At 68.5% G+C, this 22,455-nt stretch carries 21 protein-coding genes; 15 read left to right on the plus strand and 6 right to left on the minus strand.

Annotation, left to right across the window (positions count from 1 at the left end; translation table 11 throughout):
- Nucleotides 1–124 precede the first annotated feature (124 nt).
- Genes AC1G9C_RS05900 through AC1G9C_RS05910 form a run of 3 tightly spaced genes read left to right on the plus strand, consistent with a single transcriptional unit; the run spans nt 125 to nt 2,071 of the window.
- Nucleotides 125–871: a TIGR00266 family protein gene (locus AC1G9C_RS05900; protein WP_021446417.1), complete on the plus strand. Its 747-nt coding sequence runs from the start codon at nt 125–127 to the stop codon at nt 869–871.
- Nucleotides 861–1,754, plus strand: coding sequence for an alpha/beta hydrolase (locus tag AC1G9C_RS05905; RefSeq protein WP_480409686.1), 894 nt, complete (start codon nt 861–863; stop codon nt 1,752–1,754). The genes AC1G9C_RS05900 and AC1G9C_RS05905 overlap by 11 nt, the downstream gene beginning before the upstream one ends.
- The gene (locus AC1G9C_RS05910) at nt 1,751–2,071 is read left to right on the plus strand and encodes a PA3694 family proteiin (RefSeq protein ID WP_021446419.1); all 321 of its coding nucleotides are present in this window, start codon (nt 1,751–1,753) and stop codon (nt 2,069–2,071) included. The genes AC1G9C_RS05905 and AC1G9C_RS05910 overlap by 4 nt, the downstream gene beginning before the upstream one ends.
- A gap of 28 nt (nt 2,072–2,099) precedes the next feature.
- Here the strand turns inward: AC1G9C_RS05910 and AC1G9C_RS05915 are convergent, their stop codons facing one another.
- The gene (locus AC1G9C_RS05915; RefSeq protein ID WP_021446420.1) at nt 2,100–2,444 is read right to left on the minus strand and encodes a hypothetical protein; all 345 of its coding nucleotides are present in this window, start codon (nt 2,442–2,444) and stop codon (nt 2,100–2,102) included.
- 184 nt (nt 2,445–2,628) lie between these two features.
- Here AC1G9C_RS05915 and ppc point away from each other — a divergent pair, with 184 nt between their 5' ends.
- From ppc to AC1G9C_RS05945, 6 genes are all read left to right on the plus strand, one after another.
- Nucleotides 2,629–5,265, plus strand: coding sequence for a phosphoenolpyruvate carboxylase (gene ppc, locus AC1G9C_RS05920; RefSeq protein ID WP_457787766.1), 2,637 nt, complete (start codon nt 2,629–2,631; stop codon nt 5,263–5,265).
- 222 nt (nt 5,266–5,487) lie between these two features.
- Nucleotides 5,488–6,135, plus strand: a complete 648-nt coding sequence (adk, locus tag AC1G9C_RS05925) for an adenylate kinase (RefSeq protein WP_021444676.1) — start codon at nt 5,488–5,490, stop codon at nt 6,133–6,135.
- A gap of 197 nt (nt 6,136–6,332) precedes the next feature.
- Nucleotides 6,333–7,118 (plus strand): 5'-nucleotidase, lipoprotein e(P4) family, encoded by a 786-nt coding sequence (locus AC1G9C_RS05930; RefSeq protein ID WP_021444677.1) that lies wholly within the window; start codon nt 6,333–6,335, stop codon nt 7,116–7,118.
- Between the two features lie 107 nt (nt 7,119–7,225).
- Nucleotides 7,226–7,909 (plus strand): tRNA (adenosine(37)-N6)-threonylcarbamoyltransferase complex dimerization subunit type 1 TsaB, encoded by a 684-nt coding sequence (gene tsaB / locus AC1G9C_RS05935; protein WP_457787764.1) that lies wholly within the window; start codon nt 7,226–7,228, stop codon nt 7,907–7,909.
- Between the two features lie 113 nt (nt 7,910–8,022).
- Nucleotides 8,023–8,367 carry a hypothetical protein gene (locus AC1G9C_RS05940; RefSeq protein WP_021445036.1) on the plus strand — a complete coding sequence of 115 codons (345 nt, stop codon included), beginning with the start codon at nt 8,023–8,025 and terminating at the stop codon, nt 8,365–8,367.
- A 141-nt stretch (nt 8,368–8,508) separates the two neighbouring features.
- Complete coding sequence (locus AC1G9C_RS05945) at nt 8,509–9,369, plus strand: DUF72 domain-containing protein (RefSeq protein ID WP_480409687.1); 861 nt, start codon at nt 8,509–8,511, stop codon at nt 9,367–9,369.
- Between the two features lie 14 nt (nt 9,370–9,383).
- On the opposite strand, the gene AC1G9C_RS05950 is transcribed toward AC1G9C_RS05945, so the two are convergent.
- On the minus strand, nt 9,384–10,151 hold the full coding sequence (locus tag AC1G9C_RS05950) for a hypothetical protein (RefSeq protein ID WP_480409688.1): 768 nt from the start codon (nt 10,149–10,151) through the stop codon (nt 9,384–9,386).
- Nucleotides 10,152–10,290: 139 nt separating this feature from the next.
- Here AC1G9C_RS05950 and AC1G9C_RS05955 point away from each other — a divergent pair, with 139 nt between their 5' ends.
- On the plus strand, nt 10,291–11,040 hold the full coding sequence (locus AC1G9C_RS05955) for a class I SAM-dependent methyltransferase (RefSeq protein WP_371921468.1): 750 nt from the start codon (nt 10,291–10,293) through the stop codon (nt 11,038–11,040).
- Nucleotides 11,041–11,082: 42 nt separating this feature from the next.
- On the opposite strand, the gene AC1G9C_RS05960 is transcribed toward AC1G9C_RS05955, so the two are convergent.
- The gene (locus tag AC1G9C_RS05960) at nt 11,083–11,718 is read right to left on the minus strand and encodes a TetR/AcrR family transcriptional regulator (protein ID WP_122108779.1); all 636 of its coding nucleotides are present in this window, start codon (nt 11,716–11,718) and stop codon (nt 11,083–11,085) included.
- A gap of 94 nt (nt 11,719–11,812) precedes the next feature.
- Between AC1G9C_RS05960 and AC1G9C_RS05965 the strand changes: the two genes are divergently transcribed.
- The gene (locus AC1G9C_RS05965; protein WP_021445202.1) at nt 11,813–12,916 is read left to right on the plus strand and encodes an efflux RND transporter periplasmic adaptor subunit; all 1,104 of its coding nucleotides are present in this window, start codon (nt 11,813–11,815) and stop codon (nt 12,914–12,916) included.
- 6 nt (nt 12,917–12,922) lie between these two features.
- Nucleotides 12,923–15,997, plus strand: a complete 3,075-nt coding sequence (locus tag AC1G9C_RS05970; protein ID WP_480409689.1) for an efflux RND transporter permease subunit — start codon at nt 12,923–12,925, stop codon at nt 15,995–15,997.
- Between the two features lie 235 nt (nt 15,998–16,232).
- Here the strand turns inward: AC1G9C_RS05970 and bfr are convergent, their stop codons facing one another.
- From bfr to AC1G9C_RS05985, 3 genes are all read right to left on the minus strand, one after another.
- Nucleotides 16,233–16,703 carry a bacterioferritin gene (gene bfr / locus AC1G9C_RS05975; protein WP_021445200.1) on the minus strand — a complete coding sequence of 157 codons (471 nt, stop codon included), beginning with the start codon at nt 16,701–16,703 and terminating at the stop codon, nt 16,233–16,235.
- Between the two features lie 254 nt (nt 16,704–16,957).
- Entirely contained in the window at nt 16,958–18,478 is a 1,521-nt protein-coding gene (glpD, locus tag AC1G9C_RS05980) for a glycerol-3-phosphate dehydrogenase (protein ID WP_480409690.1), read from the minus strand.
- Between the two features lie 122 nt (nt 18,479–18,600).
- Nucleotides 18,601–19,359, minus strand: a complete 759-nt coding sequence (locus AC1G9C_RS05985; protein ID WP_021445198.1) for a DeoR/GlpR family DNA-binding transcription regulator — start codon at nt 19,357–19,359, stop codon at nt 18,601–18,603.
- 97 nt (nt 19,360–19,456) lie between these two features.
- Between AC1G9C_RS05985 and ybaK the strand changes: the two genes are divergently transcribed.
- The 3 genes from ybaK to AC1G9C_RS06000 all read left to right on the plus strand — a co-directional run bounded on the left by ybaK (nt 19,457) and on the right by AC1G9C_RS06000 (nt 22,402).
- Complete coding sequence (gene ybaK, locus AC1G9C_RS05990; RefSeq protein WP_031303518.1) at nt 19,457–19,927, plus strand: Cys-tRNA(Pro) deacylase; 471 nt, start codon at nt 19,457–19,459, stop codon at nt 19,925–19,927.
- 51 nt (nt 19,928–19,978) lie between these two features.
- Entirely contained in the window at nt 19,979–21,466 is a 1,488-nt protein-coding gene (gene glpK, locus AC1G9C_RS05995) for a glycerol kinase GlpK (RefSeq protein ID WP_480409691.1), read from the plus strand.
- Nucleotides 21,467–21,595: 129 nt separating this feature from the next.
- Nucleotides 21,596–22,402: a PhzF family phenazine biosynthesis protein gene (locus tag AC1G9C_RS06000; RefSeq protein ID WP_480409692.1), complete on the plus strand. Its 807-nt coding sequence runs from the start codon at nt 21,596–21,598 to the stop codon at nt 22,400–22,402.
- Nucleotides 22,403–22,455 lie beyond the last annotated feature (53 nt).

A 22,455-nucleotide genomic window follows, 5' to 3' on the forward strand; every position in this document is an offset into this window, starting at 1 on the left:
GCTCAACCCGACCTGCGGGGCTGTGGCAGGTCGCAGGTTGGGTTGAGGCGCGCAGCGGCGAAGCCCAACGTCGCTCAGCCCGACGCCCGGATTGCCGCCGGGCTTACCTGCAAGGAGCTGCTTCATGCCCAGCCATCAACTCGACTACGAAATCCTCGGCAGCTCGGCGCAGTCGGTGGAGATCGTCCTCGACCCCGGCGAGACGGTGATCGCCGAAGCCGGGGCGATGAACTACATGACCGAGGGCGTGCGCTTCGAGACGCGCATGGGTGATGGCTCGGCCAGCGGCCTGCTGGGCAAGCTGTGGGGCGCCGGCAAGCGCCTGCTCACCGGCGAGTCGCTGTTCATGACCCACTTCAGCAATGCCGGCAAAACCCAGGCGCGGGTCGCCTTCGCCGCGCCCTATCCGGGCACCGTGGTGCCGATCGACCTGGCCCAGGTCGGCGGCCGGCTGATCTGCCAGAAGGACGCCTTTCTCTGCGCCGCCCACGGCACGCGCATCGGCATCCGCTTCAACAAGCGCATCGGCGCCGGTTTCTTCGGCGGCGAGGGCTTCATCCTGCAGCAGCTCGAAGGCGACGGCCTGGCCTTCGTGCACGCCGGCGGCACGGTGATCCGCAAGCAGCTGAACGACGAGACCCTGCGCCTGGACACCGGCTGCCTGGTGGCCTTCAGCGACGGCATCGACTACGACATCGCCCTGGCCGGCGGGCTGAAGAGCATGCTGTTCGGCGGCGAGGGCATCCTCCTGGCCACGCTCAAGGGCAGCGGCACGGTGTGGATCCAGAGCCTGCCGTTCTCGCGCCTGGCCGAGCGCGTCTACGCCGCCACCTTCCAGGCCCGCGAAGAGGTGCGCGGCGGTGGCAAGTAAACTGCGCCTGCTGCTGGTCGGGCTGCTCGGCGGCCTGCTGAGCGGCTGCAGCGGCCTGCTGTTCTATCCCGAACCGGGGCTGCCGTTCACTCCGGCGCGGGCCGAGCTGGAGTACCGCGATATCCACCTGAGCGCCGCCGACGGCACGCGCCTGCATGCCTGGTGGTTGCCGGCCAAGCCCGGGCTGGCAGTCAAGGGTACGGTGCTGCACCTGCACGGCAACGGCGGCAACCTGGCCTGGCACCTGGGCGGTGCTTACTGGCTGCCGGCCCAGGGCTACCAGGTGCTGATGCTCGATTACCGCGGGTACGGCCTGTCCGAGGGCAAGCCCAGCCTGCCGGCGGTGTACCAGGACATCGACGCCGCCTTCGCCTGGCTGGAGCAGGCGCCCGAGGTGCAGGGCAAGCCGCTGATCCTGCTCGGCCAGAGCCTGGGCGGTGCGCTGGCCGTGCACTACCTGAGCGAACGCCCGCAGCGCCGCGCGGCGCTGCACGCCCTGGCACTCGACGGGGTGCCGGCCAGCTACCGCGGCGTCGCCCGCCATGCCTTGAGTCGCTCCTGGCTGACCTGGCCGCTGCAGGTGCCGCTGTCCTGGCTGATCCCCGACGGCGACAGCGCCATCCACGGCATCGCCGCCCTCGAAGGCCTGCCGCTGCTGATCCTGCACAGCGCTGACGACGAGGTGGTGCCATTTGCCAATGGTCGCCTGTTGTATCAAGCTGCGCGCCCGCCGCGCGCCTTCCAGGCGACCCGCGGGCAACACGTGCAAACCTTCGCCGAGCCGGCCTGGCGCCAGCTGCTGCTGGAGTTCGTCAGTGCCCCGCAGGCTTTCGTCGAACGCCGGCCGCCGGCCACCGAATCCGCAATCGAGAGTCCGCAATGACCGAACGTGACCCCATTCCCCTGATCCTCACCGGCATCGCCAGCATAGTCGGCACCATCGGCGTGCTCTGGTACTACGGCTACCTGCACATGGCCAAGCCCGAGGACGCCCTGCTGCTGTCGGATTTCACCATGCTCAAGACCGTGCCCGGCGAGGACTACAAGGTCTCGCTGAAGCCGGCCAGCCAGGTGGCGCAGTGCATCGACGGCGTGCTGGTGCTGTTCGACACCCAGCAGAAGGGCCTCACCGGCGTGCTGGTGGACAACAAGAAGCAGGCCGTGCGCTGCATGGGCCAGGACACCCCGGCGCTGCAGTAAGGCGCGTCGCCGGCGGACAAGCGGGCGTTCAGTGCGCCGCGCCCTTGGCCTGGGCGCTCAGCTCGCGCAGGTACTTGCGCGACAGGGCGAGAAAGCGCGGGGTGGGGCCGATGTCTTCGTACAGCGGGTCGCCCTGTTCGTCCTGCGCCACCACCTGACTGCCCTGCACGTAGGGCAGGCTGGCCTCCAGCTCTTCCAGCGCCGCGCCGATCAGCTCGCCGAGCAGTTCCTCGGCGTGATGCTTGGGATACATCTCGGTCAGGGCCGCCAGGCGCGCGGCGGCTTCGATATCCAGGTGGATGTGGTATTGACTCGGGGTCAGGCGGCCCCGGGCGTTCTGTTCCCAATGGTTGACCAACTCTCGAATTTTCATGATAGGGCTCCTGATGGACGGCGCCGGCGGTGACCGGCTGGCGGACGCCGCAAGCGCCTATCTCAAGCCTAGACCCACTACGCGCGGCCGCCGCGCCGTGCGTCGCGCCCTTGTAAGAAGTTGGCGCGCTGGGCACTCTTGAGGCCTGTGTGGCGCAAGCCGCGGCTTGGAAGGAGAGGGCGATATGGCGGAAATCGATGCGCGCCTGCGTGAAGAGGTGCACCTGCTCGGCGAACTGCTCGGACAAACCATCAGCACCCAGCTGGGCGCCGAGTTTCTCGACAAGATCGAGCGCATCCGCAAAGGCGCCAAGGCCGGCCGGCGCGGCTCGGCGGCCGGCGCCGAGCAGCTGGCCAGCACCCTCGGCGACCTCGCCGACGACGAGCTGCTGCCGGTGGCGCGGGCCTTCAACCAGTTCCTCAACCTGGCCAATATCGCCGAGCAGCAGCACCGCGTGCGCCGCCGCCGCGGCGACGAGCCCGAGCCGTTCGAGCTGCGCGTGCTCGACGAGCTGCTGGCGCGCCTGCTCGCCGCCGGGCAGAAGCCCGATGAGCTGGCGCGTCAGCTTGGCCGCCTGGATATCGAACTGGTGCTCACCGCCCACCCCACCGAGGTGGCGCGGCGTACCCTGATCCAGAAGTACGACGCCATCGCCGCACAGCTGGCGGCGCTGGATCACAGCGACCTGCTGGCGGACGAGCGCGAGCGCAGCGTCCAGCGCCTGCAGCGGCTGATCGCCGAGGCCTGGCATACCGAGGAGATCCGCCGCAGCCGGCCGACCCCGGTGGACGAGGCCAAGTGGGGCTTCGCGGTGATCGAGCACTCGCTGTGGCAGGCCGTGCCGCAGTTTTTGCGCCGCGCCGATCGCAGCCTGCAGGCCGCCACCGGCCTGCGCCTGCCGCTGGAGGCGGCGCCGATCCGCTTCGCCTCCTGGATGGGCGGCGACCGCGACGGCAACCCCAACGTCACCGCCCGGGTCACCCGCGAGGTGCTGCTGCTGGCGCGCTGGATGGCCGCCGACCTGTACCTGCGCGACGTCGACCAGCTGGCCGCCGAGCTGTCCATGCAGCAGGCCAGCGCCGAGCTGCGTGCCCAGGTCGGCGACAGTGCCGAGCCCTACCGGGCGCTGCTCAAGCAACTGCGTGAACGCCTGCGCGAGACTCGCAGCTGGGCGCAGCAGGCGCTCGCCGCGCAAGTGGCGCCGAGCGCCGCGGTGCTGCAGGACAACCACGACCTGCTGGCGCCGCTGCAGCTCTGCTACCAGTCGCTGCACGCCTGCGGCATGGGCGTGATCGCCGACGGCCCGCTGCTCGACTGCCTGCGCCGGGCGGCCACCTTCGGCCTGTTCCTGGTGCGCCTGGACGTGCGCCAGGACTCCAGTCGGCATGCCGCGGCGCTCACGGAAATCACCGACTACCTGGGCCTGGGCCGCTACGCCGAGTGGGACGAGGCGGCGCGCCTGAGCTTTTTGCAGCGCGAGCTGGACAACCGCCGGCCGCTGCTGCCGAGCGACTACCGGCCCTCGGCCGACACCGCCGAGGTGCTCGCCACCTGCCGCGAGGTGGCCGCCGCGCCGGCTGCCTCGCTGGGCTCCTACGTGATCTCCATGGCCGGCGCCGCCTCCGACGTGCTGGCGGTGCAACTGCTGCTCAAGGAGGCCGGGTTGCGCCGGCCGATACGCGTGGTGCCACTGTTCGAAACCCTGGCCGACCTGGATAACGCCGGCCCGGTGATCGACCGCCTGCTCGGCCTGCCGGGCTACCGCGCGCGTCTGCACGGGCCGCAGGAGGTGATGATCGGCTACTCCGACTCGGCCAAGGACGCCGGCACCACCGCCGCCGCCTGGGCCCAGTACCGCGCCCAGGAAGCGCTGGTGCGCCTGTGCCGCGAGCACCAGGTCGAATTGCTGCTGTTCCACGGCCGCGGCGGCACCGTCGGCCGCGGCGGCGGTCCGGCTCACGCGGCGATCCTGTCGCAGCCGCCGGGCTCGGTGGCCGGACGCTTCCGCACCACCGAGCAGGGCGAAATGATTCGTTTCAAGTTCGGCCTGCCGGATATCGCCGAACAGAACCTCAACCTCTACCTGGCCGCCGTGCTGGAGGCCACCCTGCTGCCGCCACCTGCCCCCGAACCGAGCTGGCGGGCGATGATGGATCGCCTGGCCGCCGCCGGCGTGAGTGCCTACCGCGGCGTGGTGCGCGAGCACCCGCAGTTCGTCGAGTATTTCCGCCAGGCCACCCCGGAGCAGGAGCTGGGGCGCCTGCCGCTGGGCAGCCGTCCGGCCAAGCGCCGCGAGGGCGGGGTGGAGAGCCTGCGGGCGATTCCGTGGATCTTCGCCTGGACCCAGACGCGGCTGATGCTGCCGGCCTGGCTCGGCTGGGAGCAGGCCTTGGGTCAGGCCCTGGCCGGCGGCGACGGCGAGCTGCTGAAAGGCATGCGCGAGCACTGGCCGTTCTTCCGCACCCGCATCGACATGCTCGAGATGGTGCTGGCCAAGGCCGACGCCAGCATCGCCGCGCTGTACGACGAGCGTCTGGTCGAGCCGGCGCTGCGTCCGCTGGGGGCGCAGTTACGCGACCTATTGTCGCAGGCCTGCGCCGCGGTGCTGGAGCTGACCGGGCAGTCGCGGCTGCTCGCGCACAGCGCCGAGACCCTGGAATCGATCAGCGTGCGCAACACCTACCTCGATCCCCTGCACCTGTTGCAGGCCGAGCTGCTGGCGCGCTGCCGGCTGCGTGAACAGGCGCCGGAGAGCCCTCTGGAGCAGGCGCTGCTGGTCAGCGTGGCGGGTATCGCCGCCGGTTTGCGCAATACCGGTTGAGCCGCCGCGCGGCTCCGCGGACACCCGGGCAAGGCGCGTCCGCAGCGGCGTCCGAGCCGTCGGCAGGAGGGTTTTTATCCGACTTTCGGCGGCTTGTGTGCCTGGGGGGCGCTGTGTATCTTGATCAACCTTTTGGCCGCCACAGCTGCCGCACAACATCCAAGAGACTGGCCCTTTGAGGCGGTCCGACCGATTTCTACATAAATCTTGAGGAGCACATCGATGCGCGTGATTCTGCTGGGGGCGCCCGGTGCCGGCAAAGGTACCCAGGCTCGCTACATCACCGAGAAATTCGGTATTCCGCAAATCTCCACCGGCGACATGCTGCGCGCGGCGGTCAAGGCGGGCACCGAGCTCGGCCTGAAGGCCAAGAGCGTGATGGACGCGGGCGGCCTGGTCTCCGACGACCTGATCATCAACCTGGTCAAGGAGCGCATCGCCCAGCCCGATTGTGCCAAGGGCTTCCTGTTCGACGGCTTCCCGCGCACCATCCCGCAGGCCGAGGCCATGAAGGAAGCCGGTGTGACCATCGACAACGTGGTCGAGATCGCCGTCGACGATGAGGAAATCGTCAAGCGTCTGTCCGGCCGCCGCGTGCACCCGGCCTCGGGCCGCGTCTACCACACCGAATACAACCCGCCGAAGGTTGCCGGCAAGGACGACGTCAGCGGCGAAGACCTGGTGCAGCGCGAAGACGACAAGGAAGAGACCGTGCGTCATCGCCTGTCCGTGTACCACTCGCAGACCAAGCCGCTGGTGGACTTCTACCAGCAGCTGTCCGCCGCCACCGGCACGCCGAAGTACAGCCACATCCCGGGCGTCGGCAGCGTCGAGGAAATCACCGCCAAGACCCTGGCCGCGCTGGCCTGAGTTTTCCCGCCAGTTGCCCATGGACAAAGGCCCCGCAAGGGGCTTTTGTCGTTTGTGGTGCATGGATAAGTCCGGGTCGCTCTCGGGCATGGCTGTGCTCGTCAGCCTTTCTACCATCGGCGACGCTAGTCTCCGGCTGCCCGGCGCTTGCCATGGGCATGTCGATCCGTGAACCACTAAGGAAGAGAGGGCGTGCAATGACCGAGAAAACAGGAAAGGGTGTCATCTGGCTGGGCCTGGCCATAACGCTGCTGGGCAGTTGCGCGGCGTTCGCCGACAGCAAGGCACAAGCCAAGCAGGAGTGCGCGGTTGCCGAGTTCGCCATGGGCCTGCGTTTCCAGCAGCAGTCGGCGGAAATCCAGGCGCTGCAGCTGCAGGCCTACAATATCGCCACGCAGAAGCTGGACGCGGCCGTGGCGGCGGCGAAAGACCCGTCCAAGCTGGCCATCGTCACCGACCTGGACGAAACCGTGATCGACAACAGCGCGCTGCTGGCGCGCGACCTGGCCAATTGTCACCAATACGACGCCTGGGACACCTGGCTGCCCTGGGAGCGCGACGGCACGCCCGCGTTGATACCCGGTGCCAAGCAGTTCCTGCAGCACGCCGACCATCTCGGCGTGACCATCCGCTATATCTCCGACCGCGCCGACGAGCAGAAGCAGCACACCCTGGCCACCCTGAGCAAACTCGGCCTGCCCCAGGTCTCGGAGGAGAGCGTGCTGTTGCTCGGCCCACCCAAGGTCGAGCGGCGCGCCATCGTCAGCGCCGAGCACCAGATCGTGCTGCTGCTCGGCGATACCCTGCACGATTTCGACGCGCGTTTTCGCAAGACGCCGCTGGACCAGCAGCGCACTACCGTGGCCAGCGAGGCGGGCAAATGGGGCAGCGAGTGGGTCGTGTTCCCCAACGCGACCTACGGCACCTGGTCCAAGGCGCCGCTGCAGGCCTGGGAAGCCGAGCCGGTGGTCGAGCCCTGGTAAGGGCGTCCGCCGGTCGCACGCTAGCGGCCTGTGACCATCCTGGTGCTGGAAAAAAAAGCCTCGAGCCGGTCTAATGCCGGCTCTTTTTCTTCAGCCATGCGAACCCGATGACCACGATCCTGGCCCTGGATACCGCCACCGAAGCCTGTTCCGTTGCCCTGCTGCACGATGGCCGCGTGCTCAGCCACTACGAGGTGGCGCCGCGCCTGCACGCCCAACGCCTGCTGCCGATGATCCAACAACTGCTGGGCGAGGCCGGCATCGCCGCCGCGCAGCTGGATGCCATCGCCTTCGGCCGCGGCCCGGGCGCCTTCACCGGGGTGCGCATCGCCATCGGCGTGGTCCAGGGCCTGGCCTTCGCCCTGGAGCGTCCGGTGCTGCCGGTGTCGAACCTGGCGGTGCTGGCCCAGCGCGCGCTGCGCGAGCAGGGCGCGCGCCAGGTGGCGGCAGCCATCGATGCGCGCATGGACGAGGTGTACTGGGGCTGCTACCGCGCCGAGGCCGGCGAGATGCGCCTGCTCGGCCAGGAGGCGGTACTGCCGCCGGAGCAGGCCGAGGCGCCGCGCGGCGCCAGCGGCGACTGGTTCGGCGCCGGCACCGGCTGGGGTAGCTATGCCGCGCGCATCGCGCTCAAACCGGCGGCCATGGACGGCAGCCTGCTGCCCCACGCCGAGGATCTGCTGAGCCTGGCGCAATTCGCCTGGGCGCGCGGCGAGGCCGTGGCGGCCGACCAGGCCCAGCCGGTCTACCTGCGCGATCAGGTGGCCACGCCCAAGGCGCCGCCGGCATGACCCCCGGTCGCCCGGCAAAGGCAGGCGGCCCGAAGGTATTTGCCAAGCCCGCCGGGCGCCGCTACATTGCCAGCACTGTCTACTTTCCAGCCGAGCCCACCGAGCAGTTGTAGATGCGCATCGACGCCTACCTACCTTCCTATTCGCCGGATCGCGGCCCCCGTTCGGGGACTGCGGTCACGCCCTATCGCGAGGCGCAGCGCGAGGTCGAGGTACAACGTGAGCAGCCGGCCGCCCCGGCCAGCAGCCAGGGCCTGGAACAGACCCCGCAGATCCGCCGGGTGCAGGCCAGCAGCGGCAATGGCGACAGCCTGCCGGCGCGCGCCCAGGATATCGGCTACCCGCAACCCGCGCTGAGCAACCGCGCCGCCCAGGCGCTGGCCAGCTACGGCGCCACCGCCAGCTACGCCAGCGAGGCTGACGCGCAGCAAGTGCTCGGTCTCGACCTCTACGCCTGAGAACGTGTTTAGGATCTCGCGAGCTAGAGCCATGCAAGGCGAAATCAGGCGAGGAAGCGGAGTTTACTGTTGTAAATGAGCATTCCGAGCCTGGTTTCAACGCAGCAGGGCCGACGCGCAGCAGATCGTAAACAGGTTCTGATGTTGCCGTACTACCTCGGCTGCCCCTCCTGGAGCGAGGCGGCCTGGCGTTCCACGCTCTACCCTGGCGACACCCGAGCGGCCGACTTCCTCAGTCGTTATGCCCAGGTATTCAACGCCGTGGAGGGCAATACCACCTTCTACGCCCGCCCCAGCGAGCAGACCGTGGCGCGCTGGGCCGAGCAGATGCCGGCGCACTTTCGTTTCTGCGCCAAGCTGCCGCGCGATATCAGCCACGGCGACGACCTGTGCCAACAGCTGGAGGCGGTCGAGCGTTTTCGTCGGTTGCTGGCGCCGCTCGGCGAACGCGTCGCACCCTACTGGCTGCAGCTGCCGGCCAGCTTCGGTCCGTCACGGCTGGACGAGCTGGCGGCCTTCGTCGAGTGGTGGGGCGCTTGGCCGCTGGCCATCGAGGTGCGTCATGCACAGTTCTTCGCCAAGGGCGAGGCCGAGCGCGCCTTGAATCGCCTGTTGCTGGAGCGCGGTATCGAGCGTATCTGCCTGGACTCGCGCGCCCTGTTCAGCTGCGCGTCGCAGGCGCCGGCGGTGTTGCATGCCCAGGCCAAGAAGCCGCGCCTGCCGACCCGCCCCACGGCCTTCAGCCAGAGCCCGCAGCTGCGTTTTATCGGCCATCCCGAGCTGCTCGCCAACGACCCCTTCATGACGCCCTGGCTGGACAAGGTCGCCGCCTGGATCGAGGAGGGGCGACGCCCCCATGTCTTCGTCCACACCGCCGACAATCGCCTGGCGCCGCAGCTGGCACGGCGTTTCCACCAGCAATTGCGCCTGCGCCTGCCCGGTCTGGCGGAGCTGCCGACCTTGCAGGTCGAACCGGAGCTGGAGCAGCTGGGGTTGCTCTAGCGCGTAGCCCGGATTCAGCGTTGGGCCAGCAGCAGATCGGCGGCCTGGCCGCTGCGGCCGTCGGCGAATTCGAAGCGGCCAAGCTGGGCGATCTGGTCGTAGGCGCCGAGGGCGATGCTGACGTCGCGCGCCTTCAGCTCGATGGCGCCGACCCCGGCCTCGGCCAGGCTCTGGCTGTGCTGGCGGCCGGCGGCGTCGAAGCGCAGCAGGCGCAGGTCGGCGAACACCGCATCGGCGGTGTCGATGCGGCCGTCGCCGTTGTCGTCGAACCTGGCCAGTTCGGCGAAACCGTTGGCGGCGCCGTGCTGGTCGCCGAACAGCTCGCGGCCGTCGTCGATACGGCCGTTGCCATTGCGATCCAGAGCCAGCAGGGCGTCGTCGCCGGTGGGTACGCTGATCCAGTCCTGGCGGCCGTCGCCGTCCAGGTCGAAACGCTGCGGTCGTTGCAGGCCGCTGGTGGCGAACCCGTCGCCGGCCAGATCGAGCACCAGCGGGTCGGTCTGCTGCGCCTGGCCGCCGGCCGTGACGTTCAGTTCCAGGCTGCGTTGCTCGACCAGCGCCTGACTGACCGTGGCCGCCGCCGCGCTGACCGCCGGCGGTGCGGCGGCCGCGCGGATTTCGCGGGCGGCCTCGCCCGGCGCGTCCTGCTCGGCGATGCCGAGGGTGCGACGGAGGATCTGGTAGTCGAGCGATTCGCGCATGCCGGCGTCGAGTTCGTCCTCGCGGGCGGGTGTGCGTGTCGGGCTGGCGGCGGGGCGGGGGGCGGAGAGGGCGTCGAACATGGGCAAACTCTTTGCGGCGCAGGGGGCTGGGTCTGGCAGAATGCCGCTGGTTGAGGTTGTCGGCCGCGCGGTCGATCAGTTGAACGTTTTTTGAGCAGATTTCCCGATGAGCGACGAGCGGCATAGCGCCAGCATCCGCATGGATGCCCTGCAACCTTTCTACGCCGAGGCGGCGGCCCGCTGGGCGGCGCGTCTCGGCCTGGCGCTGGGCGGCGACGCCGAGTTCGCCCTGCAACTGGGCGCGGACGGCCTGCAGCTGGCGGAGCTGGGCGACAAGGCGCCGGGGCCGGTGCGGGTCGACTTCGTCGAGGGCGCCATGGCCCATCGCCGTCAGTTCGGCGGCGGCAGCGGGCAGATGATCGCCAAGGCGGTCGGCGTGCAGCCGGGCATCCGTCCGCGCGTGCTGGACGCCACCGCCGGGCTGGGGCGCGATGCCTTCGTCCTGGCCAGTCTGGGCTGCAGCATGACCCTGATCGAGCGTCAGCCGTTGATCGCCGCCCTGCTCGAGGACGGCCTGGCGCGTGCCGAGCTGAGCCTGGAGGTGGCGCCGATTGCCGCGCGCATGCGCCTGCTGACGGGCAATGCCATCGAGCTGATGCGCCAGTGGCAGGGCGAGCCGCCGCAGGTGATCTACCTCGATCCGATGTTTCCCCATCGCGACAAGAGCGCGCTGGTGAAGAAGGAAATGCGTCTGTTCCGCCCGCTGGTGGGCGACGACCTGGATGCCCCGGCGCTGCTGGAGGCGGCCCTGGCGCTGGCCAGCCATCGGGTGGTGGTCAAGCGCCCGCGCAAGGCGCCGGCCATCGACGGGGCGAAGCCCGGCTACGTGCTGGAGGGCAAGTCCAGCCGCTACGACATCTACCCGAAGAAGAAGCTGGAAGGGGCTTAGGGCGCAGCCGGTTGCTGGCGGCGCCCCCCAGGAGCCCGGGCTTCAGCGTCGATAGGCGCGCAGGAACAGTCCCACCGCCTCGCGCACGTGCCGCTCGGCGGCCTCGCCCTCGAGCGGGGCGCAGCAACCGATCAGCAGGCGAAAATGCGCGCCGCCCTTGACCAGGCTGAAGAACTGGTCGGCTGCGCCCAGCGGGTCGGCGATCTGCAGCAGGCCGTTGGCGTTGGCCTTGCGCAGCAGCGCCGCCATCTCCTGCAGCACGCGCTGCGGCCCGGCCTGGTAGAACATCAGCGCCAACTTGGGATCCTGACTGGCCAGGCTGACCATCATGCGGTGCAGCTCCACTGATTCGCGGCTGCTGACCAGGACATGGAAGCCGCGGCCGATGCTCAGCAACACCGTCTCGATCGGCACGCCCGCCGGCAGTTCGAACAGCAGCTCGGGCAGCTGCTCCTCGCACTTGGCCTTCACCGCGGCGGAGAACAGCCTCTCCTTGTCGGTGAAGTGGCTGTACACCGTGAGCTTGGACACCCCGGCTTCCGCGGCGATGGCGTCCATGCTGCTGCCATCGTAGCCGTGGCGCAGGAACAGGGTTTTGGCCGCTTCGAGAATGGCCTGGCGTTTGGCGGGGTCCTTGGGGCGACCGGGACCGGCGGGCGGTAACAACTTGTTAGGCATCGGCGGATTTTAATACTGGACTGGTGAGTTTGCTATTTTTACTATACCCGCCAGTACAAATATTCCAAACCTTCGTCGTCACAGGTCATTCGCCATGTTCCGCCATGCCATGCCTCTTGTTGCGTCCCTCACCCTTGCCCTGCTGCTGTCCGCCTGCGGCAACGGCGAGCAGGTCGAGCAACCCATTCGTCCGGCCATGGTGGTGCAGCCGCAACCGGCCGGCGCCCTGGTCGACAGCTACCCCGGCGAGGTGCGCGCGCGTTTCGAGCCGGACCTGGCGTTTCGCATCGGTGGCAAGGTGGCCAAGCGCCTGGTGGACGTCGGCGCGCGGGTGAAGAAGGACCAGCCGCTGGCCGAGCTCGACCCGCAGGACGTGCGCCTGCAGCTGGAGGCCATCCGCGCCCAGGTGGCCGCCGCCGAGGCCAACCTGCAGACCGTGCGCGCCGAGCGCGATCGCTACAAGACCCTGCTGGCGCGCAACCTGGTCAGCCGCTCGCAGTACGACAACACCGAGAACCTCTACCGCGCCGGCGAAGCGCGCCTCAAGCAGATCAAGGCCGAGTACGACGTGGCCCGCAACCAGGCCGGCTACGCCGTGCTGCGCGCCTCCCAGGACGGCGTGATCGCCCGCCGCGCGGTGGAAGTGGGGCAGGTGGTGGCCGCCGGGCAGACCGTGTTCACCCTGGCCGCCGACGGCGAGCGCGAGGTGCTGATCAGTCTGCCGGAGCAGGGTTTCGAGCGCTTCCGGATCGGCCAGGCGGTCGAGGTGGAGCTGTGGTCGCAGCCGGATCAGCGTTTCCCCGGGCGCATCCGCGAGATGGCGCCGGCCGCCGACCCGCAGTCGCGCACCTTCGCCGCGCGCGTCGCCTTCACCGAGGGCAAGGTGCCGGCCGAACTGGGGCAGAGCGCGCGGGTGTTCATCGCCAGCAACGGCGAGGTGCCGCTGGCGGTGCCGCTGTCGGCGCTCAGCGCCGAGCAGGGTCAGCCCTTCGTCTGGGTGGTCGAGCCCAAGGAACACAAGGTGCAGCGCCGCCTGGTGCGCGTCGGAGCTTATGGCGACGACCGCGTGCCGGTGCTCGAAGGCCTGGCCGCGAGCGACTGGGTGGTGGCCGCCGGCGTGCAGGTGCTGCGCGAGGGCCAGCAGGTGCGCCCGGTCGACCGCGACAACCGCAACGTCGAACTGGCCGCCAAGGAGTAAGCCCGGATGAGCTTCAACCTGTCCGCCTGGGCGCTGCGCCACCGCCAGATCGTCCTCTACATCATGCTGCTGCTGGCCGTGGTCGGCGCGCTGTCCTACACCAAGCTGGGGCAGAGCGAGGACCCGCCCTTCACCTTCAAGGCCATGGTGATCCGCACCAACTGGCCGGGCGCCAGCGCCGAAGAGGTGTCGCGCCAGGTCACCGAACGCATCGAGAAGAAGCTGATGGAGACCGGCGAGTACGACCGCATCACCAGCTTCTCGCGCCCCGGCGAGTCGCAGGTGACCTTCATGGCGCGCGATTCCATGCGCAGCTCGGAAATCCCCGAGCTGTGGTACCAGGTGCGCAAGAAGGTCGGCGACATCCGCCACACCCTGCCAACCGGCATCCAGGGGCCGTTCTTCAACGACGAGTTCGGCACCACCTTCGGCAACATCTACGCGCTGACCGGCAACGGCTTCGACTACGCGGTGCTCAAGGACTACGCCGACCGCGTCCAGCTGCAGCTGCAGCGGGTCAAGGACGTCGGCAAGGTGGAGCTGGTCGGCCTGCAGGACGAGAAGATCTGGATCGAGCTGTCCAACACCAAGCTGGCCACCCTCGGCCTGCCCCTGGCCGCAGTGCAGCAGGCGCTGGAGGCGCAGAACGCGGTGGCCGCCGCCGGCTTCTTCGAGACCGTCAGCGACCGCATCCAGCTGCGCGTGACCGGGCGTTTCGAGTCGGTGGAGGAAATCCGCGACTTCCCCATCCGCGTCGGCGACCGCACCTTCCGCATCGGCGACGTGGCCGAGGTCAAGCGCGGCTTCAACGATCCGCCCGCGCCGCGCATGCGCTTCATGGGCGAGGACGCCATCGGCCTGGCGGTATCGATGAAGGCCGGCGGCGACATCCTGGTGCTGGGCAAGGCCTTGGAGGGCGAGTTCGCCCGCCTGCAGCAGACCCTGCCGCTGGGCATGGAGCTGCGCAAGGTGTCGGATCAGCCGGCGGCGGTGAAGACCGGGGTCGGCGAGTTCGTCCGCGTGCTGGTCGAGGCGCTGGTGATCGTGCTGCTGGTCAGCTTCTTCTCCCTCGGCCTGCGCACCGGCCTGGTGGTGGCGCTGGTGATCCCGCTGGTGCTGGCGATGACCTTCGCCAGCATGTACTACCTGGGGATCGGCCTGCACAAGATTTCCCTCGGCGCCCTGGTGCTCGGCCTCGGCCTGCTGGTGGACGACGCGATCATCGCGGTGGAGATGATGGCGATCAAGATGGAGCAGGGCTACGACCGCTTCAAGGCGGCCAGCTACGCCTGGACCAGCACCGCCTTCCCCATGCTCACCGGCACCCTGATCACCGCCGCCGGCTTCCTGCCGATCGCCACCGCGCAGTCCGGCACCGGCGAGTACACCCGCTCGATCTTCCAGGTGGTGGTGATCGCCCTGGTCGCCTCGTGGATCGCCGCGGTGATGTTCGTGCCCTACCTGGGCGACAAGCTGCTGCCCGACCTGGCCAAGCTGCACGCGGCCAAGCACGGCGGCAGCGACGCCGGCCACGATCCCTACGCGACGCCTTTCTACCGGCGCGTGCGGGCCACGGTGGAGTGGTGCGTGCGCAGGCGCAGGACGGTGATCCTGCTGACCTTCGGCCTGTTCGTCGCCGCCGTGCTGCTGTTTCGCTTCGTCCCCCAGCAGTTCTTCCCGGCCTCCGGGCGCCTGGAGCTGATGGTCGACATCAAGCTGGAGGAGGGCGCCTCGCTCGCCGCCACCGAGGCCCAGGTAAAGCGCCTGGAGGCGCTGCTCAAGACGCAGCCAGGGATCGACAACTACGTGGCCTACGTCGGCACCGGCTCGCCGCGCTTCTACCTGCCGCTGGACCAGCAGCTGCCGGCGGCCAGCTTCGCCCAGTTCGTGGTGCTGGCGGGCAGCATCGAGGAGCGCGAGCGCCTGCGCAGCTGGCTGATCCAGACCATGAACGACGAATTCCCCGGCTTGCGCAGCCGCGTCAGTCGCCTGGAAAACGGCCCGCCGGTGGGTTACCCGGTGCAGTTCCGGGTCAGCGGCGAGCATATCGACGAGGTGCGTGCGCTGGCGCGCCAGGTGGCGGCCAAGGTGCGCGAGAACCCCCATGTGGTCAACGTGCACCTGGATTGGGAGGAGCCGAGCAAGGTCATCTACCTCAACGTCGACCAGGAGCGCGCACGCGCCCTGGGGGTCAACACCGCCGAGCTGTCGCGCTTTCTGCAGAGCGCACTGTCGGGTACCAGCGTCAGCCAGTACCGCGAAGGCAACGAGCTGATCGAGATTCTCCTGCGCGGCACCGTGCAGGAGCGCCAGTCGCTGAGCCTGCTGCCGAGTCTGGCGGTGCCCACCGACAGCGGCCGTAGCGTGGCCCTGTCGCAGGTGGCGACCCTGGAATACGGCTTCGAGGAAGGCATCATCTGGCACCGCAATCGCCTGCCCAACGTCACCGTACGCGCCGACGTGTACGGCAAGGAGCAGCCGGCCAGCCTGGTGGCGCAGATCCTGCCGACTCTGGAGCCGATCCGCGCCGAGCTGCCGGACGGCTACCTGCTGGATGTGGGTGGCACGGTGGAGGATTCGGCGCGCGGGCAGAAATCGGTGAACGCCGGGGTGCCGCTGTTCATTGTGGTGGTGCTGACCCTGCTGATGCTGCAGCTGAAAAGCTTCTCGCGCTCGGCCATGGTGTTTCTCACCGCGCCGCTGGGGCTGATCGGGGTGACCCTGTTCCTGCTGATCTTCCGCCAGCCGTTCGGCTTCGTCGCCATGCTCGGCACCATCGCCCTGGCCGGCATGATCATGCGCAACTCGGTGATCCTGGTCGACCAGATCGAGCAGGATATCGCCGCCGGCCTGGACCGCTGGCACGCCATCATCGAGGCCACGGTGCGGCGTTTCAGGCCCATAGTGCTGACCGCGCTGGCCTCGGTGCTGGCGATGATCCCGCTGTCGCGCAGCGTGTTCTTCGGGCCGATGGCGGTGGCCATCATGGGCGGCCTGGTGGTGGCCACGGCGCTCACCCTGCTGTTTTTGCCGGCGCTCTACGCCGCCTGGTTCCGGGTCAAGGAGGAGGAGGCGCGCTGAAGTTCCAGGGTGGGGCGGCGCTTTCGCGGCGCTCCTCGTTGCGGCCACGACTGCATGGATGCAGGGGGTAGCGCCGCGCCCGTTCCTTACGGGCTGCGGCATTCACCACATCCCCGTGGATTGCGAGGCAGGATGCCCGAGCCGAAAGCCCCTCCCACGACCTTCTTGAACCAGTGAACAGCAGCAATAAAAAACGGGAGCCACTGGCTCCCGTTCTTCATCTGGCGAACAGGGTTTATTCGTCCATTTGCGACTGCAGGTAGTTCTGCAGGCCGACCGCCTCGATCAGCCCCAGCTGGGTTTCCAGCCAGTCGATATGGTCCTCTTCCGAGCAGAGGATTTCTTCCATCAGTTCGCGGCTGGCGTAGTCGCCGATGCTCTCGCAGTAGGCGATGCCGGCCTTGAGGTCGGCGTGGGCCTTGTGTTCGAGCTTGAGGTCGCACTCGAGCATTTCCTTGGTGTTCTCGCCGATCAGCAGCTTGCCCAGGTCCTGCACGTTGGGCAGGCCTTCGAGGAACAGGATGCGCTTGATCAGCTTGTCGGCGTGCTTCATCTCGTCGATCGACTCGTGATACTCGTGCTCGCCGAGCTTCTTCAGCCCCCAGTCCTCGTACATGCGCGCGTGCAGGAAGTACTGGTTGATGGCCACCAGCTCGTTGCCGAGGATCTTGTTCAGGTGTTGGATGACCTTCTTGTCGCCTTTCATGATCGCTCCTGCCGTGTTGCGGTGAGATTGGTAACGTCAAATCTTCTGCCCCAATTCGCCGCCTGTCAAACCTAAGTGCTTGAAACATAAGTAAAAATAAAACTGAATACGAATGTTTTAATTCCGCATCAAAGTGCCAAGTCGTTGAATTGACGCGATAAAAACTTTGGCCCGGGCTCATTGGGCGAATAAGCGGGCGAGTACCCCGGAACATAAAAAAGCCCCGCAGAGCGGGGCATGGGGCACGCAGAAGTTCAGGCGGCGTGGGCCGAATGGGGTTGCAGGTACTGCTGCAGGCGGGCCTGCTGCGCCGGGGTCATGAACAGGCCGAGCTTGCTGCGCCGCCAGAGGATATCGGCGCTGCTGCGCGCCCATTCCTCGCGGCGCAGGTAATCCACCTCGCGGGCATAGAGCCCGGCGCCGAGGTGTTCGCCGAGGTCGGTGAGGTTGTGCACGCCGTCGAGCAGGCGCCAGCTGCGGCTGCCGTAGCTGGCCGCCCAGCGTCTGGCCAAGCTGGTCGGCAGCCAGCCATGGCGCGTGCAGAGCGCTTCGATCAGGGCGCTCTGGCTGTCCAGCTGCTCGCCGCCGGGCAGCGGCGCGCTGGCGGTCCAGCTCGGGCCCAGCTTGGGGAAGAACGGCGCCAGCTGGTTCATCGCGGCTTCCGCCAGCTTGCGGTAGGTGGTCAGCTTGCCGCCGAACACCGACAGCAGCGGCGCCTCGCCCGGCGCGCCGGCCAGCGCCAGGGTGTAGTCGCGGGTGATGGCCGAGGGCTCGTCCGATTCGTCGTCGCACAGCGGGCGCACGCCGGAGAAGCTGTGCAGCACGTCGGCGCGGCTCAGTTGCTGCTTGAAGTGGGCGTTGACCACCGCCAGCAGGTAGTCGGTTTCCTCGGCGCTGATGCACACCTGTGCCGGATCGCCCCGGTACTCGCGGTCGGTGGTGCCGATCAGGGTGAAGCGCTCCAGGTAGGGAATGGCGAAGACGATGCGGCGGTCCTCGTTCTGCAGGATGTAGGCCTGCTCGCCGTCGTGCAGGCGCGGCACCACGATATGGCTGCCCTGGATCAGGCGGATGCCGTAGGGCGACTGCTGCTTGAGGTCCTCGCCGATGAAGCGCGCGACCCAGGGGCCGGCGGCGTTGACCAGGGCGCGGCTGCGGATGGAGAACAGGCTGCCGTCGGCACGCTCCAGGTGGATGTGCCACAGGCCCTTGCTGCGCCGCGCGCTGATGCAGCGGGTGCGGGTGTGGATATGCGCACCGTGCTCGCGCGCCGCCATGGCATTGAGCACCACCAGGCGGGCGTCGTCGACCCAGCAGTCGGAGTACTCGAAGCCGCGGCCGATCTCGGCCTTGAGCGGGCTGCCGGCGCCGAAGCGCACGCCGCGCGAGCCAGGCAGCCGCTCGCGCTTGCCCAGGTGGTCGTAAAGGAACAGGCCGGCGCGGATCATCCAGGCCGGGCGCAGGTGCGGCCGGTGCGGCAGCACGAAGCGCATGGGTTTGACGATGTGCGGTGCCTTGGCCAGCAGCACCTCGCGCTCGGCCAGGGCTTCGCGCACCAGGCGGAATTCGTGGTGCTCCAGGTAGCGCAGGCCGCCGTGGATCAGCTTGCTGCTGGCCGAGGAGGTGTGACTGGCCAGGTCGTCCTGTTCGCAAAGGAACACCGCCAGGCCGCGGCCGGCCGCATCCGCGGCGATGCCCACGCCATTGATGCCGCCGCCGACCACGGCGAGGTCATAGACTTCCGCGACAGGGCTGGCGAGAGGGTCGTGGGGCATGGCAGGGCACTCGCTATTGAATTCGAATGTGGTTATGTTCACTTTCGAAAATATGCTAGTCGAATGCGCGCAGGTACGCCAGCCCGACGCGCGCTTTCGCGCCGAACGGTGCTGGCGGCGATTCAGACCAGGTCGAGGTGGACCTTGTGCTCGTGCAGCAGGCGGGCCACGGCGGCGGGCGGCGCGCAGTCGGTGAACACGCGGTCGACCAGGGCGATCGAGCCCAGGCGCACCACGGCGTTGCGGCCGAACTTGCTCGAATCGGCGGCGAGGAACACCTGGCGGGCGTTGTCGATGATGGCCTGGGACACGCGCACTTCCTGGTAGTCGAAATCGAGCAGGCTACCGTCCTCGTCGATGCCGCTGATGCCGACTATGGCGTAGTCCACCTTGAACTGCTGGATGAAGTCCACCGCCGCCTGGCCGACGATGCCGCCGTCGCTGCGCACCGTGCCGCCGGCCACCAGCACCTCGAAGTCGGCCTTGGCGCTGAGCTGGGCGGCGACGTGCAGGTTGTTGGTGATGATCTTCAGGCCCTGGTGACCGAGCAGCTCGCGGGCGATGGCCTCGGTGGTGGTGCCGATGTTGATGAACAGCGAGGCGTGGTCGGGGATGTGCGCGGCCACGGCCTCGGCGATGCGCTGCTTTTCCTCGCGCATCTGCCCGGCGCGCATGCCGTAGGCGGTGTTGTGGATGCTCGATGCCTCGCAGGCGGCGCCGCCATGGGTGCGCCGCAGCAGGCCGTGTTCGGCCAGCTGGTTGATGTCGCGGCGGATGGTCTGCGGGGTCACGGCGAAGGCCAGGGCCAGTTCGTCGATGCTGACGTAGCCGCGTTCGCGGGCGAGGTTGAGGATGTCGTGTTGGCGAGGGGCCAGGTTCATGGCGGCTTCCTTTGGTGGCTTGCCATTATAGGCTGCCCGCGAAAAGGGATTTCGGCTAAGGTACGGCAATCGTTTCAGATTATTTTCACATTCGAACATGACTCCAGCGATCGATCTGTTGAAGAAGGCCAAGGCCGAACACCGGGTGCATAGCTACGCGCACGACCCCAAGGCACCGTCCTATGGCCTGGAGGCCGCGGAAAAGCTCGACCTGCCGCCGGCCCGGGTATTCAAGACGCTGCTCGCCGCCAGCGACAAGGGCGAGCTGCTGGTGGCGGTGGTGCCGGTGGCCGGCAGCCTCGACCTCAAGGCGCTGGCCCAGGCCGCCTGCGTGAAGAAGGCCGACATGGCCGACCCGGCCGCGGCCCAGCGCGCCACCGGCTACCTGCTCGGCGGTATCAGCCCGCTGGGGCAGAAGAAGCGCCTGCGTACCTTTATCGACAGTTCGGCGCGCGAGCATGCCAGCATCTTCGTCAGCGCCGGCCGCCGCGGCCTGGAGGTGGAACTGGCGGCCGAGGTGCTGGCGCAGCACACTCAGGGCAGCTTCGCCGCCATCGGTCGCGAGTGATACCGACAAGGCTCCTACGGCCAACACCCGCATAACAACAAGGAAACGCGCATGTCCCAGTACCTGCTAGCCATCGACCAGGGCACCACCAGTTCCCGCGCCATCATCTTCAGCGCCCAGGGCCTGCCGGTGGCGCGCGCCCAGCAGGAGTTCCAGCAGTATTTCCCGCAGGACGGCTGGGTCGAGCACGACGGCCAGGAAATCTGGCTGTCCACCCTCAAGGTCTGCCGCGAGGCCATCGCCAGCAGCGGCCTGCAGCCCGATGCGATTGCCGCCATCGGCATCACCAATCAGCGCGAGACCACCCTAGTGTGGGACGCCGTCAGCGGCACGCCGATCCACCCGGCCATCGTCTGGCAGGACCGTCGCACCGCCGACTACTGCGCCGGGCTCAAGGCCGCCGGCCACGAGGCCATGGTGGCGGCCAAGACCGGCCTGCTGATCGACCCCTATTTCTCCGCCACCAAGTTGCGCTGGGTGCTCGACAACGTGCCCGGCGCACGGGATCGGGCCGAGCGCGGCGAGTTGCGTTTCGGCACGGTGGACAGCTTCCTGCTGTGGCGCCTGAGCGGCGGCAAGGTGCACCGCACCGACGCCAGCAACGCCTCGCGCACCCTGATGTTCAATATCCACAGCCAGCAGTGGGACGCGGAGCTGCTCGACCTGTTCGACATTCCCGCCAGCCTGTTGCCCGAGGTGCTCGACTGCGCCGCCGAGTTCGGTCACACCGACGCCGAGCTGCTCGGTGCCAGCATCCCGGTGCTGGGCATGGCCGGCGACCAGCAGGCGGCGCTGATCGGCCAGGCCTGCTTCGAACCGGGCATGGTCAAGAGTACCTACGGCACCGGCTGCTTCATGATCCAGAACACCGGCAGCACGCCGGTGGTGTCGAAGAATCGCCTGTTGACCACCGTCGGCTACCGCCTGAACGGCGAGGCCACCTACGCGGTGGAGGGCAGCATCTTCGTCGCCGGCGCGGCGGTGCAGTGGCTGCGCGACGGCATCAAGCTGATCGGCCACGCGCGCGATACCGAGGCCCTGGCCGAGCAGACCGGCGATGCCTGCGGCGTCTACCTGGTGCCGGCCTTCACCGGCCTCGGCGCGCCCTACTGGGACCCCAAGGCGCGTGGCGCGATCTTCGGCTTGACCCGCGACACTGGGATCAAGGAGATCGTCACCGCCGGCCTGCAGTCGGTGTGCTACCAGACCCGCGACCTGCTCGAGGCCATGCGTCAGGACGGCGCCGCGCCTCCCAGCGCGCTGCGCGTGGACGGCGGCATGGTGGAGAACAACTGGGTCATGCAGTTTCTCGCCGACATTCTCGGCGTCGGCGTCGAACGCCCCGAGGTCACCGAGACCACCGCGCTCGGCGTCGCCTACCTGGCCGGCCTGCAGTTGGGGCTGTACGCCGACCTCGAGGCCATCGCCAGCCACTGGCACCGCCAGCAGCGCTTCGAGCCGCGGATGAACGAGGCGCACCGCGAGCGCCTCTACGCCGGCTGGCTGGACGCGGTGAAACGGGTGCGTAGCGAGCCCTGAAGCACCCCAGGATCGTAGGAGCGGCTTCAGCCGCGATGCTCTCAGAGCATCTGGAAAACAGGAACTGTATCTGTTGCGGCTTACCCTGCGCAGGCATGCTGGTGGCTCTCATCTGGCCAGGAATGCAGCATGCCTCTCGAATTCCATCAAGTTGACGCCTTTACCGACCAGCCCTTCGCCGGCAATCCGGCCATGGTCTATCGCCTCGAGGCCTGGCTCGACGAGGCGCTGATGCAGCGTATCGCCGCCGAGCACAACCTGGCCGAGACCGCCTTCGTGGTACGCGAGGGCGAGCGCTGGCATATCCGCTGGTTCACCCCGACCAGCGAGGTGCCGCTGTGCGGCCATGCCACCCTGGCGGCGGCCTGCGTGCTGTTCGATCTGTATCGGGAGTCGGGCCAGGCGCTGGAGTTCGTCTGCCGCTCCGGGGCGCTGCGCGTCACCCGCCAGGGCCGGCTGCTGGAGCTGGATTTCCCGGTGCGTCGCGCCGTGCCGGTGGAGCAGGCGTTGCGGACGGCGGTGGAGCAGGCACTGGGGCGTGCGCCGCGGCAGGTGCTGGCGCTGCGCAATGGCGACGGCAGCGTGCAGGAGCTGATGGTGGTGCTGGATTCGGAGGCCGAGGTGCGCGGCTTCGCCCCGAACCTGCCGGCGCTGGCCGAACTGCCGGGTCTCGGCGTGCTGATCAGCGCGCCCGGCGAGCGCCACGACTTCGTCTCGCGCTACTTCGCGCCGAGCATCGGCATCGACGAGGACCCGGTCACCGGCTCCACCCACTGTATCCTGGTGCCTTATTGGGCCGAGCGTCTGGGGCGAGGCGCGCTGAGCGCCTGGCAGTGCTCGGCGCGTGGCGGCGAGCTGCTGTGCAGGCTGGAGGGCGAGCGGGTGAAGATCGCCGGCCATGCCCGGCATATCGCCAGTGGCCGGCTGTTTCTGTAGATGGGCACGTCTGCAGGGCGTTGGGGCGCAGGGCCCAGGCGGCCCCGCGACAG

The sequence above is a fragment of the Pseudomonas sp. ABa2 genome (genome assembly GCF_056676075.1).